Origin of the sequence: Methylobacterium sp. CCH7-A2 (genome assembly GCF_001557075.1) — a bacterium.
Taxonomy (GTDB): Bacteria; Pseudomonadota; Alphaproteobacteria; order Rhizobiales; family Beijerinckiaceae; genus Allobosea; species Allobosea massiliensis.
Genome location: NZ_LSKN01000160.1, coordinates 1 through 18,368 on the forward strand (window position 1 = coordinate 1; position 18,368 = coordinate 18,368).

The window sequence follows — 18,368 nt, forward strand, 5'->3', positions numbered from 1 at the left end:
ACCCCGAACGCCCCTGCCCCATGATCCCGACGGTCTCGCCGACCATCCTTTCCGCCACGGGGCGCTGATCCGATGGGGCCCGCTGCTTCCGCTGCATCTCGACGCGACGGCGATCTGGCGGCGCCCGGCTGGGACGACATCGGCATCTTCCACGCCATCGCCGAGAGCGGGTCGCTGGCCCTGGCTGCGGTCCGGCTCGGGCTGAGCGAGGCGACGACGGCACGCCGGCTCAAGGCCTTCGAACAGCGTCTCGGCCTGCAGCTCTTCCGCCGCGGCGCCAACCGGCTGATCCCGACGGAGGCCGGCGCGGCGCTGGCGCGTGAGGCGGAGGGTGTCGCGGCCGCGGTCGCCCGCTTCGCCAGCCGCGCCCGGGCGGAGCGCCCGGAGGCCTCGGCTCCGGTGCGGGTGACGGCGACGACCTCGATCAGCCTGTTCCTGACCAAGCATGCCGGCACGATCTCGGCCGGCGCCGGCGGCGTCGAGATCGTCATCATCAGCACGCGGCAACGTCTCGATCTCGCGCGGGGCGAGGCCGACATCGCGGTGCGGATGAGCCGCATCCCGCAGGAGCCGGGTCATTTTGGTCAGAAGGTCGGGCGCCTCGTCCAGGCGCTCTATGTCCGCCGCGATGTCGATCCCGCGCGCGCGCCGATCATCTCGGTCAGCCGCGAGACCTCCTCGCGCATCGACGAGCACATCCTCGGCTATGCGGCCGGGCGGCCGATCGCGGCCCGGGTCGGCGATTCCGCCGCGCGCTACGAGAGCGTGCGCTCGGCCGGCGCGGTCTCGATGGTCCCCTGCTTCATGGGCGACACCGACCCGCTGCTGCGGCGCCTCGAGCCGCCGCCAGACCTCACCGCCGACGAGATTTTCCTGGTGACGCACGAGGTCTCGCGGCAGCGGCCGGCGGTCGTCGCCGTGCTGGCGGCGCTGCGCCGGCTGTTCCGCGACCATCGCGCCGCGCTCGAGGGGCTAAGCCCGCCGGGCGCATGAGATCAGCCGCATTCGAGCGATCGCTGGAAGGTTTCGCTAACCCTCCCTTTACGGCTGGCGGCGCACAATCTCCGCATCGGGGCTGGGGGATGCCCCCTGATGCGGGAGGGCCCGATGCGGCTCGTCGAACTCTTCTGGAAGAACGAGCGCGGCACGCTCGTCGCCAACATCGCCAAGGCCGGCGCGGCGATCGCCTTCCTCTCCGTGCTCGCCGCCAATTTCGTCTCGAACCAGACGGCCCATTTCGACCGCGAGCGGCTGGCGCAGGTCGCCGCGGCCGCCACCGGCAACAAGAGCGACCCGATGACCACAGGCTCGCTGCGCAAGGCGGCGGAGACGAAGCTCGACCCCTGCGTCGTCCCGCGCTGATCTTCAGCCGAGCCAGGCTAGCAGTTCTGCCGTCACGGCCTCGGGCTGCTCCAGCGTCGCGAGATGGCCGCAGCCCGGCAGAATGACGAGCCGCGCCTGCGCACCGATACCTTGGGCAATCTCCGTCGCCTCGGCCGGCGGCGTAATCGCATCCTCCTCGCCCACCAGCACCAGAGTCGGCACGGCGATGGCCGAAAGGCCAGGCCGCGAGTCCGGCCGGCCCATGATGGCGCGCTGCTGACGGATGAAGCCTTCGGGCCCCACCGTCTCGGCCATGGCGCGCACCAGCAGACGCAATTCCTCGTCGGCGAGGCGCGACGGCGCCACCAGCTTCTGCCAGAGCAGCGTCGTGACGTTGTCGAAGGCGCCCTTCTCGGCGAGCGCAATCATCTGCTCACGCGGAGCATTGGTTTCCGGGGTCGGAGGCTTGGCGGTCGTGTCGAGCAGGGCAAGGCGCGTGACGCGCTGCGGCGCCTGCCGCATCACCTCGAAAGCTGCATAGCCGCCCATGGAGAGCCCGCAGAGGGCGAAGCGTTCCGGTGCCGCCGCCAGCAGGCGTCCGACCAGTGCTCCCAGGCTCTCGTCGCGATCATTGTGGGCGACCATGACCGAGCGTCCCGGCGCAAGAGCCGGCCACTGCGGAGCGTAGAGACGCGCATCGCAATTCAGTCCCGGAATGAGGACAAGCGGTTCAGTCATGGTATTCGGGCTCCTTAGGGCGCTAGTTGATTGACTTTGCCCTGCTTTTTCTGCATTGCACAGCAGTCCGAAGGCGCGCAGGCACAGACGTCGCGCCACCGTCGCGGTTGATCAGGTCATCCCGCCACGTGTCACCGACCCTTGAAGAAGCGCAATCATCGATGTCCTTTGCCGAACTCGGCCTGAGCGAAAAGGTTCTGACAGCCGTCACGACCGCAGGCTATGACACGCCCACCCCGATCCAGGCGCAGGCCATTCCGCATGTACTGGCCCGCCGCGACGTCCTCGGCATCGCCCAGACCGGTACCGGCAAGACCGCCGCCTTCACCCTGCCGATGCTGACGATCCTCGAGAACGGTCGCGCCCGGGCCCGGATGCCGCGGACTCTCATCCTCGAACCGACGCGCGAACTTGCAGCCCAGGTCGAAGAAAACTTCACCCGCTACGGCGTCAACCAGAAGCTCTCGGTCGCGCTGCTGATCGGCGGTGTCTCCTTCGGCGACCAGGACGCCAAGATCACCCGCGGCGTTGACGTGCTGATCGCGACCCCGGGCCGCCTGCTCGACCATGTCGAGCGCGGCAAGCTGCTGCTCACCGGCGTCGAGCTGCTCGTCATCGACGAGGCCGACCGCATGCTCGACATGGGCTTCATCCCGGACATCGAGCGGGTCTGCAAGCTGGTGCCCTTCACCCGGCAGACCCTGTTCTTCACCGCGACGATGCCGCCCGAGATCACGCGCATCAGCGAACAGTTCCTGCACAATCCCGTGCGCGTCGAGGTTTCGCGCCCGGCGACGGCGGCGAAGACGATCACGCAGCGGCTGATCGCCTCCAACGGCCAGGATTTCGAGAAGCGCGACACGCTGCGCAAGCTCATCAAGGAAGCCAAGGACCTGCAGAACGCGATCGTGTTCTGCAACCGCAAGCGCGATGTCGCGACGCTGCACAAGTCGCTCCAGAAGCACGGCTTCCCGGCCGTCTCGCTGCATGGCGACATGGACCAGTACGCCCGCATGGCGGCGCTGGATTCCTTCCGCACCGGCGAGAATCCGATCCTCGTGGCGAGCGACGTCGCCGCGCGCGGGCTCGACATTCCCGCCGTGAGCCACGTCTTCAACTACGACGTCCCGACCCATGCCGAGGATTATGTCCACCGCATCGGCCGTACCGGCCGCGCCGGGCGCCTCGGCGCCGCCTTCACCATCGTCACGCGCCATGACGAGAAGCTCGTTGCGGCGGTCGAGAAGCTGATCGGCCAGTCGATCACCTGGGAAGAAGGTCGCGGTCTCGACGACCTGCCGCCCGCTGCCCCGCGTGAAGACCGCCCCTCCCGCGGTGGTCGGGGCGACGAACGTCGCGGTCGTGGCGGCGAGCGTGGTCGCGGCCGCTCCGAGCGCGGCCCTCGTGCGGAACCCGAAGCCGCGCCGCGTCCGATCCGGGTCGAGCGCCCCGCCGGCGAGGAGGATGCCGCTCCGGCGCGCCGCCGCGGCGGTAGTGATGGTCCGACCCGTACCAAGATCCGCGGCGAGGCCGCCGTTGCAGCACCGGCCGCCCGCGAGGAGCGTGCGCCTCGAGAGCAGCGCGCCCCGCGCCATGCCGAGCCGCGTGCGCCCCGCGTCGAGCCGCGCCGCCGCGACGAGGATGACGGCCCCAAGGTGAAGGGGCTCGGCGACCATGTGCCGGCCTTCCTGCTGCGCCCCGTGCGCGTCGGCTGAGCGCGGGCGATCAACGGCATTTTAACCGGCCTTGCCTAAGGTCACGTCGTGAGGCGGCCAGCGGCCGTCCCACGGACGGGCGCATGCCACCGGTCAGACGGACAGGATGTCCCGCTTCGATTTGCAATCGAGGCTCTCGCGGCTCCCGCCGCGCTCTGGCCTCGCGTCCGGACCGACGAAGGCATGAGCGAGCACGCGCAGCCCCCCTCTCCGCAGGACGACCTCGCCGAGCGCGTCGTGGCGGCCATGCGCGAGCACGGATCGCCGACCTACCCCCGTGCCTTCGAGGTCTGGTACGCCCATCTCAGTGGCGAGATGCCGGCGATCAGCATGGCGATGAACGCCATCATCACCGGCAGCGAAGGCAAGGTCGGCGTCGCCGATATCGACCACCTCTATGACCGCTTCATCAGCACGGAACGTCTGGCGCGCCACGCCGAGCGCACCAGCCTGCAGGTGCTCGGCGAGATCGACGGGCTGATGGCGCTCGTCGACAAGGCGCTCGATTCCAGCGAGCGCTACCATGGACGGCTCTGCGCCATGTCCGAGGACGTGCCGCCGCCGGCCGACCGGCAGAAGCTGCGCGAATGGGTCGAGGCGCTGGTCATGTCGACGCGCGAGGAGGTCACGCGCAAGACCAAGCTGGAGGCGCAGCTGCGCGACAGCTCCAACGAGATCCGCAATCTGCGCGAGGCGCTGGAATCGACCCGGGCCGAGGCGTTGACCGACCCGCTGACCGGCCTCGCCAACCGCCGCCATTTCGAGGAGATGCTCCAGAAATCGATCGATCAGGCGACGCTGCGGCGCGAACCCTTCGCCCTCGTCATGGCCGATATCGACTTCTTCAAGCAGTTCAACGATGCCCATGGCCATCTCACGGGCGACCAGGTGCTGCGCCTGGTGGCGCGGACGATGAAGGACAAGTTCAAGGACAAGGCGATCATCACCCGCTTCGGCGGCGAGGAGTTCGCCGTGATCCTGCCGGATGCGGATCTGATCGCCGGCAAATTCGGAGCGGAGACGGTGCGGCAGGCCCTGCTGACCCGAGAACTGGTCAAGCGCTCGACCAACGAGAATCTCGGCCGCATCACGATCTCGCTCGGGGTCTCGGCCTATGCCCGCGGCGACACGGCCGCCTCGCTGACCGAACGCGCCGACCAGGCGCTGATGGCCGCCAAGCGCGCCGGCCGGAACCGCACCGTCACCGAGGACGCGATCGACTCGGCCAGCCGCGTCGCCTGAAACCGCGTCGCCGTGCTCAGGGCGCGGCGGCGGCAGCCGTCTGGGGCCTGATCTCGACCGATTCGCCGCAGCCGCAGGCCGAGACCTGGTTCGGGTTGTTGAAGACGAAGGTCGAGGAAAAGCGGTCGGTCTTGAAATCGAGCTCGGTGCCGAGCAGGAACAGCACGGCCTTGGCGTCGACGATGACCGTCGCGCCCTTCTCGGTCACGACCTCGTCGCCCTTGGCGGCCTCGCGCGCGACCTCGAAGGTGTATTCCATCCCGGCGCAGCCGCCCTTCTTCACGCCGACGCGCAGCCCGAGAGCCGGCGTGTCGGCGGCGGATTGGGCCATGATGTCGCGAATGCGCGCGGCGGCGGCATCCGTCAGCGAAACGACCTTCAGGCCGGGTATCGAAAACATCCGTCGTCCCTCCCCAATCGGGTTCAAGGCCCGATGAAGCAAGATTGCACCGCATTACATAGGGATTGGTGAAGCAAAGGTCGAGAGACGGGCGCGCAGGGCCGGCCGCCACGACCGCTGTTGCGTGCCACCGGCTGCCATGCACTGTGACGCCATCCCCTTTCTCGCTCGGCACGGCACCATCCCTCATGGACTATCGCACTCATCGCCCCGAATCGCTGCGCCGGCTCGTCCGGGAGATGATCATCGCGGCAGGATGGCCCGTGGCCGCCGCCGCCGAGACTGCCGACCATCTCGTCCTGGCCAATCTCAGCGGCCATGACAGTCATGGCGTCGGCATGCTGCCGCTCTATTTCCAGTCGCTGGCCGACGGAAACCTCTCGCCGCAGTCGCAGCCGACGACGCGGCTCGAGGTGGCACCCTTCCTGATCATCGATGCGGCTGTCGCGCTCGGCCAGCCGACCGCCCGGTCTGCGGTCGACCGCGCATCGGCCATGGCGAAGACGAGCGGCGTCGCGATCGTGAACCTGCTCGTCGCCCACCATATCGGCCGCATCGGCCATTATGCCGAGGCGGCCGCCGCGCAGGGGCTGATCTCGCTGTTCTGGGTCAACGTCGCCGGGCGCCCGCCCATCGTGGCGCCGCATGGCGCGAAGGAAGCGCGCTTCGGCACCAATCCCCATGCGATCGGCATTCCAGTCCCGGGCGGCGAACCGATCATCCTCGATTTCGCCACCAGCCGCATGGCGCATGGCAAGGCGCGCGTGGCGCTGAACAAGGGCGTGCCCGTGCCGCCGGGCTTCATCATCGACGGCGAGGGCCGCCCGACGACGGAGCCCCGTCATGTCTTCCCGCATGCGCTCGCCGAGGGCGAGGCGCTGGGTGCGCTTTTGCCCTTCGGCGACCACAAGGGCGCGGGCCTCTCGCTGATCGCCGAGCTGCTCTCGGCGGGGCTGATGGGCGCGGCTCGCATCGACCAGAAGCCGGCGAAAAGCTGGATCATCAATTCGCTCTTCGGCATCCTGATCGACCCGGCCCGGCTGGAGCCGGACGAGGCGCTGCGGCGCGAGCGCATCGAGAGCTATCTCGCCTTCGTCCGGGCGGCGAAGCCGCAGGACGAGAGCCAGCCCGTGCTGACGCCGGGCGAGAGCGAGCGAGCCACCCGGATCGCCCGGGAGCGCGACGGGATCCCGCTCGACGACGAGACCTGGTCTCAGATCGTCGCGGCCGCCGCGGCCCATGGCATCGACGCAGAGCGCTATTGAAGCAGGCGGGGCCAACGATGACGCTGGATGGCTACAACGCCTTCTGTGCCGGCCTGCCGGCCACGAGCAGCGTCGTGCAATGGGGCGGCGCCCATGTCTGGAAGGTCGGGGGCAAGGTCTTCGCGATCGCCCGCACCGATGACGGCGTCGCGCTCTCGGTGACCTTCAAATGCTCCTGGGCGAGCTTCGACATCCTGAAGGAGCAGCCGGGCCTGCGCCCCGCGCCCTATCTCGCCTCGCGCGGCATGAGCTGGATCCAGCGCCTGACCGACGAGACGATGCCGGATGACGCGCTGCAGGATTATCTGCGCGAGAGCCACCGTCTGGTCGCGGCGGGGCTGACGAAGCGGGCGCGGGCGGAGCTGGGGCTCACGCCCTGACGCTCTCCGCCGTCATGGCGAGCGAAGCGACGCCATCCAGGGGGCGGCCATGCTCGACGTCGCTTGGATGGCTTCGTCGGCCGAAGGCCTCCTCGCCATGACGGCTTACAGCAGCGCCTCGCCCCGGAACACCGGCACGCAGGAGCCGCCGACGGTGGCGCGGATGCCGTCGTCGCCACGCTTGGCCGTCAGTTTCAGCAGGCTCGGGCGGCCCATCTCGACGCCCTGCGTCAGGGTGAAGCTCGCGCTGTCGCCACCGTCGAGCTTCAGCAGCAGGGCCGCCAGCGTCGCGCTGGCGCTGCCCGTCGCCGGGTCCTCCCAGGTGCCGCTGATCGGCGCGAACATGCGGGCGCGGATCGACTGGCCGTCGCGGACATAGAGAAACAGCGACAGTCGCCCTTCCAGACCGGGCGTGGCGTCGCGCAGGGCGCGGAAGGCGGTGAGATCGGGCGTGGCGCGGGCCAACGCCTCGGACGCCACCTCCGCCAGCACGAAAAAGACGCCGACCGAGGCGCGGACCGGCTTGTGCCGGCCGGTGAGCACCTGCTCGGGCTTCAGCCCGGCGCAGGCCGCGATCGCCTCGGCCGGCAGTTCGACGCCGGTCGAAAGCGGCTGCGGCGCGGCGATGGTGGCGCCGGTGATCTCGCCGGTGGCGTCACTGGCGACCTTCACCGTGACGAGGCCGGCGATCTCCTCGAAGCGCAGCACGCCGCCGCTGTCGCGGCCATGGCGGGCGAGCACGAAGGCGGTGCCGACATTGGGATGGCCGGCAAAGGGCATCTCGTGGGTGCGGGTGAAGATGCGCACCCGCGCCGTGTTGGCGGGGTCGGCCGGAGGCAGGACGAAGGTCGTCTCGCTGTAGTTCATCTCGGCGGCGAGCGACTGCATCTCGGCGTCCGACAGGCCGCGCGCATCGGTGAAGACGGCGAGCTGGTTGCCGCCGAAGCGGGTTTCCGTGAAGACGTCGACGGTCTCATAGGCATAGCGGCGCATGGTCGTCTCCCCGCCGCGAGAGATGCGGCCCTGGCGCGCTTGATGCCACCGATCGCGCCGCCGCGATAATCAAGCTCGCAGATGCGTTCGATCACCGCCGCTGATCACGGCGGCGGAACAGAGCCCCTCGCCCGCCGGTTGCTCTTCTGACAGCGGCAGAAGGACCAGCGCCATGAGCGATCGCGACCGCACCCATCACGCGACAACCCAGCACCACCCCGGCCCCGATACGCCGCGGCGTCCCGGCCAGCCCGGCGAGCAAGATCAGCACCGTCCGGGACCGAGCCCGGATTCACCCCACCAGACGGGGCCGCACGCGCCCTATGATTCCGATTCCGGCGCGGTCGCGCAGCGCATTCGTCAGGATGCGGCGGGGCAATACGGCGAAGGGACACCCGATCCCAACAAGGATGGTCTCACCAGCGCCAACCCGGTCGTCCTATCGGGGGATGGCGACGCGACCAGCGGCAACGGCCATGGTCGCAATCGGGATGGGTCGACGACCAAGCAGGAATAGCCCGACCGGCCCGATGTCGCTCGATCAGAGCAGGAAGTGGAAGCCAAAGCCAAAGATGACGAGCCCGGCCGCAACGACCTGCGCGACGAAGAGTGGCTTCAGCCTTGCCGTCTGACCGGCCTGGAAATCAGCCCGCTCCGCGCGCGACAGGCGGTCGCGTGCCTTGAATTGCTCTTCGAGCACGCGCGGATCGGAACTCGCCGCGTCACGCTCGAGATCCATCCGCACCGAGATGAAGCCGATGACGAGGCCAATGATGCCGAGGCCAAAGAAACCGACCAGCCGCAAAGCACCATAGAAAACGCCGATCGCGAGAGCCGCGAGCAGGGGAAATGCGACATAGTCCCATTTCGTGAAGCGCATGGTCGCGACTATGGCGGCCCGCTCAGGGACCGTCCAGCCTCACCACATGTCGAGCGCGACCCTCGCCTCGTCGGACATGCGCGACTGGTCCCAGGGCGGGTCGAAGGTCATGTTGACGCTGACGCCGGAGACGCCGTTCACCGTCGAGACGGCGTTCTCGACCCAGCCTGGCATCTCGCCGGCGACGGGGCAGCCCGGCGCGGTCAGCGTCATGTCGATGGCGACGTGGCGGTCGTCGGAGATATCGACGCGGTAGATCAGCCCGAGTTCGTAGATGTCGGACGGGATCTCGGGATCGTAGACCGTCTTGAGCGCGGCGATGATGTCGTCGGTCAGACGGTCGATCTCCTCCGGCGGCAGAGCCGTGCCGGCGCCCATGGTCGGGGCGTTCGGCTTGATGTCGTCTGCGACGGTGTCGGTCATGATCGCAATCCTACTCAGGCAAACAGGCTTTCGGCCTTTTGCAGGGCTTCGACGAGCCTGTCGACCTCATCCAGCGTGTTGTAAAGGCCGAAGGACGCCCGGCAGGTCGATGTCACTCCATATCGGGCCATCAGCGGCATGGTGCAATGGGTGCCGGCGCGCACCGCCACCCCCGCCCGGTCGATGACGGTGGCGACGTCATGGGCATGGGCGCCCTTCATCTCGAAGGCGACGATGGCGCCCTTGTTCTTCGCCTTGCCGAAGATGCGGATCGAGTTCATCTCGCCGAGCCGCTGCATCGCGTAGGCGCCGAGACGCGCCTCATGCGCGGCGATGTTCTCGCGGCCGAGCGCCATCATGTAGTCGAGCGCCGCGCCCAGACCGACGGCTTCGATGATCGCCGGCGTGCCGGCCTCGAAGCGGTGCGGCGGGTCGTTATAGGTCACCGTGTCTTCGGTGACGGTGACGATCATCTCGCCGCCGCCTTCATAGGGCGGCAGCTTCTCCAGCCATTCGCGCTTGCCCCAGAGGATGCCGGAGCCGGTCGGCCCATAGGTCTTGTGGCCGGTGAAGCAGTAGAAGTCGCAGCCCAGCGCCTGGACATCGACCGGCAGGTGCACGGCGCCCTGGCTGCCGTCGACGACCAGCGGGAGGCCGTGCGCGCGGCAGATCGCGGCGATCTCGGGAATCGGCAGGATGGTGCCGATCGCATTCGAGAGATGAGTCAGCGAGACGACCTTCGTCCGAGCTGAAATCAGCTTCTCGAACTCTTCGATGAGGAAGTTGCCGTCCTCGTCGACCGGCGCCCATTTGATCACGGCGCCATGGCGCTCGCGCCAGTAGTGCCAGGGCACGATGTTGGAGTGGTGCTCCAGGATCGAGAGGATGATCTCGTCGCCCTCGCCGAGCTGGAGATGGCGACCGAGCGCGGAGGCGATGGTGTTGAGCGCGCCCGTCGAGGAGCGCGTGAACACGATCTCCTCGAGATGGGCGGCGTTGAGGAAGCGGCGCGCGCTTTCGCGAGCCGCCTCATAGGCTTCGGTCGAGGCGTTGGCGAGATAGTGCAGCCCGCGATGGACGTTGGCGTAGTCCTCGCGCATCAGCCGCGACATCGCCTCGATCACCACCTCCGGCTTCTGGGCGGAGGCGGCGTTGTCGAGATAGACGAGCGGTTTGCCGTAGACCTCGCGCGACAGGATCGGGAAATCCCGGCGGATCGCCTCGATGTCGTAGGGCTTCACCGGCGCGTTCATGTCCTCAAGCCTTTCCCGGCGAAGCGGGTGCCTTGTCGGCGACCAGCTCGCCGCCATGGCCCCAATCCTCGCGCTCGATCTCCTGGATCACGATATGGGTATTCTGCGGGTTCTTTCCCAGCACGCGGACCAGCGTGTCGGTGAAGGCCTTGACGATCTCGGCCTTCTGGGCCCGCGTCGCGCCCTTGGTGATCTGCAGATTGACGTAGGGCATCAGATCGCACTCACCACGGAGGAGGCCTCGCGCGCCGCGAGCCAGGCCTCGATCTCGCCCATCACCATCTCGCGCAGCGCCTCGTCCTGCACGAACTCGACCGCCTCGCCGGCGAAGGCCTGCAGCACCAGCGCCTCGGCCTGCGGCCGCGGCAGGCCGCGCGCCATCAGGTAGAAGAGCTGCTCGCCGTCGATCTGGGCGACGGTGGCGCCGTGGCCGCAGACGACGTCGTCGGCGAAGATCTCCAGCTCGGGCTTGTTGAACATGGTCGCGCCGTCGTTCAGCAGCAGCGCGTTGCTCTTCATGCCGCCATCGGTCTTCTGGGCATGCTGGCGCACGATGACCTTGCCCTGGAAGACGCCGGTGCCCTCGCCGCCGATGATCGACTTGAACAGCTCGCGGCTGGTGCCGTGCGGCACCTCGTGATCCATCACCAGCGTGACGTCGGAATGCTCGCTGCCGCCGAGCAGGCTGACGCCGCGCAGGCCGATCTGCGTGTGCTCGCCTGCATAGCGGACGAAATGCTGCTGGCGCAGCGTGCCGGCATTGCAGACCAGTGCGAAGGATTCGAACTTCGCCTGGCCGCCGACGGTCGCCAGCAGGCTCTGGACCTGCACGGTCTCCGGCCGGTGGCGCGTGATCACGCGGACATGCTGCACGTCGCTCTCGTCGCCGGTCTCGAAGACGATGGCACCGTTGATCTGCGAGGCGGCGCTGCCGACGCTCTCGCTGATCTCGACGATCGTCGCCTTGGCACCGGCACCGGCCAGCACGACCGAGCGGTGGAAGATCGCGCGCTCCTCCTCACCCGAGGCGAGCGAGAGGATGGTCAGCGGCTGCGCCAGCTCCGTGCCGGCCTCGATCTCGACGAAGACGCCATCGCGCATCAGCGCGGTGTTGAGCATCAGCCCGGCATCGGTGCTGGCGACGCCCGGACCGGAGAGGATGCGGGCGAGGTCGTCGCGACCCGACACCAGCGCATCGGCGAGGCTGTGGACCGCAAGACCGTCCGGCAGGCCCTCCAGCGTGGAGAGTTCCGGCACGAAGACACCGTCGACCAGGACGAGCCGGACGCCGCCGGCGGGCAGCGCCGCGACGCGGGCGCGCACCGCGGCGCTGACCGTCGCGGTCTCGGCCAGCGGACGGGCCTCACGCAGCAGGCCGCGCAGATCGGTGTAGCGCCAGGTTTCCAGCCGGCGATGCGGCAGGCCGCGGACCTCGAAGCCGGCGAAGGCATCCTCGCGCAGCTTGCGGACCGGCAGGGCGCCGGGCAGCTCGGCCTTGGCAGCGGCAAACTGGGCGCTCAGCGCCTGTTCGGCCGCCGTCTTCAGCGGGGTGACGACGGACATCAGGCCGCCTCCACATAGGCCGCGTAGCCGGACTTCTCGAGTTCGAGGGCCAGCTCCTTGCCGCCGGTCTTCACGATGCGGCCCTTCGACATGACGTGGACCGTGTCGGGGACGATATGGTCGAGCAGGCGCTGGTAGTGCGTGATGACCAGGAAGCCGCGGCTCTTGTCGCGCAGCGCGTTGACGCCCTCGGCGACGATGCGCAGCGCGTCGATGTCGAGGCCGGAATCGGTCTCGTCGAGGATGCACATGGAGGGCGAGAGCAGCGCCATCTGCAGGATTTCCATGCGCTTCTTCTCGCCGCCGGAGAAGCCGACATTGAGCGGCCGGCGCAGCATGTCCTTGGCGATGCCGAGCTTGTCGGCGGCACCGTTGACGGCCTTGATGAAGTCCGGCGTCAGCAGTTCGGCCTCGCCGCGCGCCTTGCGCTGGGCGTTCATCGCAGCCTTCAGGAAGGTCATGGTGGCGACGCCGGGGATTTCCAGCGGGTACTGGAAGGCGAGGAAGATGCCGGCAGCGGCGCGGGCATCGGCCTCCATCTCCAGCACGTTCTCGCCATTGAGCAGGATCTCGCCGTCGAGGACCTCATAGTCCTCCTTGCCGGCGATGACATAGCTCAGCGTCGACTTGCCGGAGCCGTTGGGGCCCATGATGGCCGCGACCTCGCCGTCGTTCACGGTGAGGTTGAGGCCGTTGAGGATCTGCTTATCTTCGTCGGCGATCTTGACGACGAGGTTACGAATTTCGAGCATGGTTTTCAGGTCCGGATTTCCGTCGCGTCATGCTCGGTCCTGTTCCGAGTATCCGCGACTTGAACGTTGAAGAGTGGCGAAACGGTTGGCACAAGCCCGACCGTGGCGGGTCGGTCGATGTGCTTCATTCGACCAGGTCGAGGCGCTTTTCGATCCGATCCACCCGGGATTTCAGCGCGGCAATGTCGCCGTGGTCATGCTCCTGCAGGGTCACGACACCAGCGAGATGCTGGCGCATCGCCGACATCTCTGTCTGCATGGTGCGCATGCTGTCGGCGAGCCGGGCCATGTCTGCGCGGATCGCCCGTAAATGTTCGAGCACGAGGTTTTCCACGTTCTCGTTCATCACCCCACGCTCCCCTCGAGCGAGATCGTGATCAGCTTCTGCGCCTCGACGGCGAACTCCATCGGGAGCTGCTGCAGCACCTCCTTGACGAAGCCGTTGACGATCAGCGCCACCGCCTCCTCCTCGGAGAGGCCGCGCTGCTGGCAGTAGAACATCTGGTCCTCGCCGATCTTCGAGGTGGTGGCCTCGTGCTCGAAGACGGCGGTCGCGGTCTTGGCCTCGATATAGGGGATGGTGTGGGCGCCGCACTGGTCGCCGATCAGCAGCGAGTCGCAATTGGTGAAGTTGCGCGCACCCGTCGCCTTGCGGTGGGCCGAGACCATGCCGCGATAGGTCGAGTCCGACTTGCCGGCCGCGATGCCCTTGGCGATGATCTTCGAGGTCGTGTTCTTGCCGAGATGGATCATCTTGGTGCCGGAATCGACCTGCTGGGCGCCGTTCGACACCGCGATCGAGTAGAACTCGCCGCGCGAGCCGTCGCCGCGCAGGATGCAGGACGGGTACTTCCAGGTGATCGCCGAGCCGGTCTCGACCTGCGTCCAGGAGATCTTGGAGTTCTTGCCCCGGCAATCGCCGCGCTTGGTGACGAAGTTATAGATGCCGCCCTTGCCCTCGGCATCGCCCGGATACCAGTTCTGGACGGTCGAGTACTTGATCTCGGCATCGTCGAGCGCGATCAGCTCGACCACCGCGGCATGGAGCTGGTTCTCGTCCCGCTTGGGCGCCGTGCAGCCTTCGAGATAGCTGACATAGGAGCCCTCGTCGGCGATGATCAGCGTGCGCTCGAACTGGCCGGTGTTCTGCTCGTTGATGCGGAAATAGGTCGACAGCTCCATCGGGCAGCGCACGCCCTTGGGGATGTAGACGAAAGAGCCGTCGGTGAAGACGGCGCAGTTCAGCGTCGCGAAATAATTGTCGGTCACCGGCACGACGGTGGCGAGGTACTTCTTCACCAGCTCCGGATGCTCGTGGATCGCGTCCGAGATCGAGCAGAAGATCACGCCGGCCTGGGCCAGCTCCTTCTTGAAGGTCGTCACCACCGACACCGAGTCGAACACCGCATCGACCGCGACGCGGTTCTCAGGCGCCACGCCGGCCAGGATCTCCTGCTCGCTGAGCGGGATGCCGAGCTTCTTGTAGGTCTCGAGGATCGCCGGATCGACCTCGTCGAGCGACTTCGGCGCGGCGCCCTTCTTCGGCGCGGCGTAGTAGTAGATGTCCTGATAGTCGATCGGCGGGTATTGCACGCGCGACCAGGCCGGCTCGGTCATCGTCTTCCAGCGACGGAAGGCGTCGAGGCGCCATTCCAGCATCCATTCCGGCTCGTTCTTGCGCGCCGAGATGTAGCGGACGGTGTCTTCGGTCAGCCCCTTGGCCGGCTTCTCGACCTCGAGCTCGGTGACGAAGCCGTATTTGTATTCGGTCACGTCGATCGACTTGACCTGATCGATGGTCTCCTGGACCGCTGCCATGTCTGCTCTCCTGTCGCGGGTTCAAGGCCCGCCGGTCTGGTCTTGGTGTTGCGGAACGCGTCAGGCGGCTGCCCGTGCGCTCCGATCCGGGATCGCGGCCAGCGCTTTCGCATAGGCCGCGAGAAAAAGGTCGATCTCCTGCTCGCAGGTGGTCCATCCCAGCGACGCCCGCAAGGCCCCTGCGCTCATGACGGGGTCGACGCCCATGGCGGTCAGCACATGCGAGCGCTTCACCTTGCCCGACGAGCAGGCCGAGCCGGAGGACAGGGCGACGCCCGCGAGGTCGAGCTTGATCAGCGTCGTCTCGGCGCTCAGCCCCGGCGTCGCGAAAGCGGAGGTGTTGGGCAGGCGCGGCGCGCCACGGCCGAAGACCACGCTCTGCGGCGCCAGCGCCAGCAATCCGGCCTCCAGCCTGTCGCGCAGGGCGGCGAGGCGCGCGCCCTCCTGAGCGAGGGCCTGGGTCGCGAGGCCGGCGGCGATGCCGAATCCGACGATGCCCGGCACGTTCTCGGTGCCGGCCCGCCAGCCGCGCTCCTGCCCGCCGCCACGCAGCGGCTTGTCGGCGAGTTCGAGCGCTCCCGTCCGGAAGACGATGGCGCCGACGCCCTTCGGCCCGCCGAGCTTGTGGGCCGACAGCGTCAGCACATCGACGCCGAGCGCCTCGATATCGATCGCGATCTTGCCGGCAGCCTGGACGGCGTCGCTGTGAAGCAGCGCGCCGAAGCGCTTCGCGATCGTCGCGATCTCGGCAACCGGCTGGATCACGCCGGTCTCGTTGTTGGCGAGGTGGACGGAGACCAGCGCCCGAGCGCCCGTATGCTCGGCTGCGAAGCGCTCCAGCCGCGCCGCGAGCCAAGCCGTATCGACGATCCCCTCGGCGTCGACGGGGATCGCTTCCGTCGCCTGCGACGGGAAGCGATGGCCGTCGCGCACGCAAGCATGTTCGGTGGCGCTGTGGAGCAGCAGCGAGGCGGGTGTGCGGACGCAGTCGCGGCCGCCGTCGCAATCCATCAGGCCAGGCGACAGGATCGTCGCGTTCGCCTCGGTGCCGCCGCCGGTGAAGACGACATTCGCGGCCTTCGCCCCGACCAGGCCCGCAACCGCGACGCGCGCAGTCTCGATCGCGCTGCGCGCTGCCCTGCCCTCGGCATGAACGGAGGACGGGTTGCCCGTGAGTTCGAGCGCGCGCAGCATCGCCTGCACGACCTCGGGGCGAACCGGGGTCGTGGCATTGTGGTCGAGATAGGCGCGCGTCGCGACGGACAAGGTTACGGATGCTCCTGCTTCACCGGGCCGCCGGCACGAAAGGCTTGAATTCGCACCCCTGCGCCGTGCTATAGCCGCCCGTCCGAACCGGCCATCGCCGGGAGCGGTGCTGCCTCCGTTCAGAGGATCGCGCCGATGTTCCCGACTTGTTCACGGCCGTTAGAACCATTCTAAGCGCCTGATGTAGGGCGCGAGCGGCGGGGCCGTCAAGGGCGACCGGGCCATTCCGGCGGCTTCCTGCCGCCGCAGGGCCCGCCTTGAAAGCCCGGGCCCAACACAAAGGCGACGAGACGATGCCAGAGGTGATTTTCAACGGCCCGGCCGGACGGATCGAGGGACGCTACCAGCCCGCCAAGAAGCGGGGGGCGCCGCTCGCGATCATCCTCCATCCGCACCCGCAATTCGGCGGGACGATGAACAACCAGATCGTCTACAACCTGTTCTACACCTTCGTGAATCGCGGCTTCTCGGCGCTGCGCTTCAACTTCCGCGGCGTCGGCCGCAGCCAGGGGCATTTCGACCACGGCGCGGGCGAGCTCTCGGATGCCGCCGCCGCGCTCGACTGGATGCAGGCGCTGAACCCCGAGGCCAAGAGCTGCTGGATCACCGGCGTCTCCTTCGGCGCCTGGATCGGCATGCAGCTCCTGATGCGCCGCCCCGAGATCGAGGGCTTCCTCTCGATCGCGGCAATGGCCAACCGCTACGACTTTTCCTTCCTGGCGCCCTGCCCCTCCTCGGGCCTGTTCGTCCACGGCTCCGAGGACCGCGTCGCGCCGGTGAAGGAGGTCATGGCTGTGATCGAGAAGGTGAAGACACAGAAGGGCATCCAAATCGAGCACACGGTCGTTGAGGGCGCCAACCACTTCTTCGACGGCAAGGTCGACGTGCTGATGAGCCAGGTCGGCGCCTATCTCGACCGCATGGTCGGCCCCGAGATCATCAAGAGCGAGCAGGAAAGCGTCTGACGCTTCCCTCCGTCATGCTCGCCCTTGTGGTGAGCATCCACGTCCTGGACCCCGCGCCCGGCGCCAGAAGACGTGGATGGTCGGGACAAGCCCGACCATGACGGTGGACGAGTTGTCGGCCCCGACGAGAACCCAGCCATGACCACCTACAAGTCCGACTTCCTGCGCGTGCTCGACGAGCGCGGCCTGATCCATCAGGTCTCAGATCCGGAGGGCCTCGATACGCTCTGCCGTCAGGGCGTGCAGACGGCCTATGTCGGCTACGACGCGACCGCGACCTCGATCCATATCGGCAACCTGATCTCGCTGACGATGCTGTACTGGTTCCAGGAGACCGGGCACCGGCCGATCACGCTCATGGGCGGCGGCACCTCGATGGTGGGCGACCCCTCCTTCCGCGACGACCAGCGCAAGCTGCTGACCGTCGAGGAGATCGCGACCAATATCGAGAGCATCAAGCGGGTCTTCGGCCGCATCCTGCGCTATGGCGAGGGCCCAACCGACGCGCTGATGGCCAACAATGCCGACTGGCTGTTGAAGCTGAACTATGTCGAGTTTCTGCGCGAGGTCGGCCGGCATTTCTCGGTCAACCGGATGCTCTCCTTCGACTCGGTCAAGCTTCGGCTCGACCGCGAGCAGTCGCTGTCCTTCCTCGAATTCAACTACATGATCATGCAGGGCTACGACTTCGTCGAGCTGAACCGGCGCTATGGCTGCCGGCTGCAGATGGGCGGCTCCGACCAGTGGGGCAACATCATCAACGGCGTCGACCTCTCGCACCGGATGGGCGGGCCGCAGCTCTACTGCGTGACGACGCCGCTCTTGACGACCGCCTCCGGCGCCAAGATGGGCAAGACCGCCAATGGCGCGGTCTGGCTGAATGCTGACGTCTTCAGCCCCTATGATTTCTGGCAGTATTTCCGCAACACCGAGGACGCCGATGTCGGCCGCTTCCTCAAGGTGTTCACGCGCCTGCCGCTCGCCGAGATCGCAAAGCTCGCTGCGCTCGGCGGCTCGGAGATCAACGAGGCCAAGAAGATCCTGGCGACCGAGATCACCGCCATCGTCCATGGCCGCGAGGCGGCGGAAGCCGCCGCCGAGACCGCGCGCAAGACCTTCGAAGAGGGCGGCACCGCGGCCGATCTGCCCAGCGTCGCGATCGCGCGGGCGGAGCTGGAGCCGGGGCTCGGCGTGCTGACCGCCTTCGTCAAGGCCGGCCTTGTGCCCTCGACCGGCGAGGCGAGGCGTCAGGTCAAGGCCGGCGGCCTGCGCGTCAACGACACGCTCGTCACCGACGAGCGCGCCACGCTCGGCCCCGCCGACCTTGCCGAGGGCGCGATCAAGCTCTCCTTCGGCAAGAAGAAACACATCCTGCTGCGGGCGGAGTAAGCC

At 67.9% G+C, this 18,368-nt stretch carries 21 protein-coding genes; 9 read left to right on the plus strand and 12 right to left on the minus strand.

From position 1 onward, the window contains the following. The first annotated feature begins 72 nt into the window (after positions 1 to 72). Both AX750_RS12725 and AX750_RS12730 read left to right on the plus strand, forming a co-directional pair. The gene (locus AX750_RS12725; RefSeq protein WP_066718385.1) at positions 73 to 993 is read left to right on the plus strand and encodes a LysR family transcriptional regulator; all 921 of its coding nucleotides are present in this window, start codon (positions 73 to 75) and stop codon (positions 991 to 993) included. A 114-nt stretch (positions 994 to 1,107) separates the two neighbouring features. After that, a complete protein-coding gene (locus tag AX750_RS12730; protein WP_156446459.1) occupies positions 1,108 to 1,362 on the plus strand; it encodes a hypothetical protein in 255 nt (84 codons plus the stop codon). Between the two features lie 3 nt (positions 1,363 to 1,365). On the opposite strand, the gene AX750_RS12735 is transcribed toward AX750_RS12730, so the two are convergent. Next, positions 1,366 to 2,061, minus strand: coding sequence for an alpha/beta fold hydrolase (locus AX750_RS12735; RefSeq protein ID WP_066718390.1), 696 nt, complete (start codon positions 2,059 to 2,061; stop codon positions 1,366 to 1,368). A gap of 161 nt (positions 2,062 to 2,222) precedes the next feature. On the opposite strand from AX750_RS12735, the gene AX750_RS12740 reads away from it, so the two are divergent. Next, positions 2,223 to 3,776 (plus strand): DEAD/DEAH box helicase, encoded by a 1,554-nt coding sequence (locus AX750_RS12740; protein WP_066718393.1) that lies wholly within the window; start codon positions 2,223 to 2,225, stop codon positions 3,774 to 3,776. Between the two features lie 183 nt (positions 3,777 to 3,959). Further along, positions 3,960 to 5,018, plus strand: a complete 1,059-nt coding sequence (locus AX750_RS12745; RefSeq protein ID WP_066718395.1) for a GGDEF domain-containing protein — start codon at positions 3,960 to 3,962, stop codon at positions 5,016 to 5,018. Between the two features lie 16 nt (positions 5,019 to 5,034). Here the strand turns inward: AX750_RS12745 and AX750_RS12750 are convergent, their stop codons facing one another. Further along, positions 5,035 to 5,418 (minus strand): iron-sulfur cluster assembly accessory protein, encoded by a 384-nt coding sequence (locus tag AX750_RS12750; RefSeq protein WP_066718398.1) that lies wholly within the window; start codon positions 5,416 to 5,418, stop codon positions 5,035 to 5,037. 188 nt (positions 5,419 to 5,606) lie between these two features. Here AX750_RS12750 and AX750_RS12755 point away from each other — a divergent pair, with 188 nt between their 5' ends. Then, a complete protein-coding gene (locus AX750_RS12755) occupies positions 5,607 to 6,683 on the plus strand; it encodes a malate/lactate/ureidoglycolate dehydrogenase (RefSeq protein ID WP_066718401.1) in 1,077 nt (358 codons plus the stop codon). A gap of 17 nt (positions 6,684 to 6,700) precedes the next feature. Then, positions 6,701 to 7,063 carry an MmcQ/YjbR family DNA-binding protein gene (locus tag AX750_RS12760; RefSeq protein ID WP_066718404.1) on the plus strand — a complete coding sequence of 121 codons (363 nt, stop codon included), beginning with the start codon at positions 6,701 to 6,703 and terminating at the stop codon, positions 7,061 to 7,063. 105 nt (positions 7,064 to 7,168) lie between these two features. Here the strand turns inward: AX750_RS12760 and AX750_RS12765 are convergent, their stop codons facing one another. Beyond that, complete coding sequence (locus AX750_RS12765; protein ID WP_066718407.1) at positions 7,169 to 8,056, minus strand: PhzF family phenazine biosynthesis protein; 888 nt, start codon at positions 8,054 to 8,056, stop codon at positions 7,169 to 7,171. A 172-nt stretch (positions 8,057 to 8,228) separates the two neighbouring features. Between AX750_RS12765 and AX750_RS26005 the strand changes: the two genes are divergently transcribed. Then, positions 8,229 to 8,573, plus strand: a complete 345-nt coding sequence (locus AX750_RS26005) for a hypothetical protein (RefSeq protein WP_156446460.1) — start codon at positions 8,229 to 8,231, stop codon at positions 8,571 to 8,573. Between the two features lie 24 nt (positions 8,574 to 8,597). On the opposite strand, the gene AX750_RS12770 is transcribed toward AX750_RS26005, so the two are convergent. The 9 genes from AX750_RS12770 to AX750_RS12810 all read right to left on the minus strand — a co-directional run bounded on the left by AX750_RS12770 (position 8,598) and on the right by AX750_RS12810 (position 16,011). Next, entirely contained in the window at positions 8,598 to 8,936 is a 339-nt protein-coding gene (locus tag AX750_RS12770; protein ID WP_066718410.1) for a hypothetical protein, read from the minus strand. 39 nt (positions 8,937 to 8,975) lie between these two features. Next, complete coding sequence (locus AX750_RS12775; RefSeq protein WP_245282388.1) at positions 8,976 to 9,314, minus strand: SUF system Fe-S cluster assembly protein; 339 nt, start codon at positions 9,312 to 9,314, stop codon at positions 8,976 to 8,978. Positions 9,315 to 9,373: 59 nt separating this feature from the next. Then, the gene (locus AX750_RS12780) at positions 9,374 to 10,612 is read right to left on the minus strand and encodes a cysteine desulfurase (RefSeq protein ID WP_066718418.1); all 1,239 of its coding nucleotides are present in this window, start codon (positions 10,610 to 10,612) and stop codon (positions 9,374 to 9,376) included. 4 nt (positions 10,613 to 10,616) lie between these two features. Continuing rightward, positions 10,617 to 10,826, minus strand: coding sequence for a 4-oxalocrotonate tautomerase family protein (locus tag AX750_RS12785; RefSeq protein WP_066718420.1), 210 nt, complete (start codon positions 10,824 to 10,826; stop codon positions 10,617 to 10,619). Continuing rightward, entirely contained in the window at positions 10,826 to 12,175 is a 1,350-nt protein-coding gene (sufD, locus tag AX750_RS12790; protein WP_066718423.1) for a Fe-S cluster assembly protein SufD, read from the minus strand. The genes AX750_RS12785 and sufD overlap by 1 nt, the downstream gene beginning before the upstream one ends. Beyond that, a complete protein-coding gene (gene sufC, locus AX750_RS12795) occupies positions 12,175 to 12,927 on the minus strand; it encodes a Fe-S cluster assembly ATPase SufC (protein ID WP_066718426.1) in 753 nt (250 codons plus the stop codon). The genes sufD and sufC overlap by 1 nt, the downstream gene beginning before the upstream one ends. A 124-nt stretch (positions 12,928 to 13,051) precedes the next feature. After that, complete coding sequence (locus AX750_RS12800) at positions 13,052 to 13,273, minus strand: hypothetical protein (protein WP_066718428.1); 222 nt, start codon at positions 13,271 to 13,273, stop codon at positions 13,052 to 13,054. Beyond that, positions 13,273 to 14,745 carry a Fe-S cluster assembly protein SufB gene (sufB, locus tag AX750_RS12805; RefSeq protein WP_066718431.1) on the minus strand — a complete coding sequence of 491 codons (1,473 nt, stop codon included), beginning with the start codon at positions 14,743 to 14,745 and terminating at the stop codon, positions 13,273 to 13,275. The genes AX750_RS12800 and sufB overlap by 1 nt, the downstream gene beginning before the upstream one ends. A gap of 60 nt (positions 14,746 to 14,805) precedes the next feature. Beyond that, positions 14,806 to 16,011 (minus strand): cysteine desulfurase family protein, encoded by a 1,206-nt coding sequence (locus AX750_RS12810; RefSeq protein ID WP_066718434.1) that lies wholly within the window; start codon positions 16,009 to 16,011, stop codon positions 14,806 to 14,808. A 293-nt stretch (positions 16,012 to 16,304) separates the two neighbouring features. On the opposite strand from AX750_RS12810, the gene AX750_RS12815 reads away from it, so the two are divergent. Then, positions 16,305 to 16,976 (plus strand): alpha/beta hydrolase, encoded by a 672-nt coding sequence (locus tag AX750_RS12815; RefSeq protein WP_066733696.1) that lies wholly within the window; start codon positions 16,305 to 16,307, stop codon positions 16,974 to 16,976. Positions 16,977 to 17,114: 138 nt separating this feature from the next. Continuing rightward, positions 17,115 to 18,365: a tyrosine--tRNA ligase gene (tyrS, locus tag AX750_RS12820; RefSeq protein WP_066718440.1), complete on the plus strand. Its 1,251-nt coding sequence runs from the start codon at positions 17,115 to 17,117 to the stop codon at positions 18,363 to 18,365. Positions 18,366 to 18,368 lie beyond the last annotated feature (3 nt).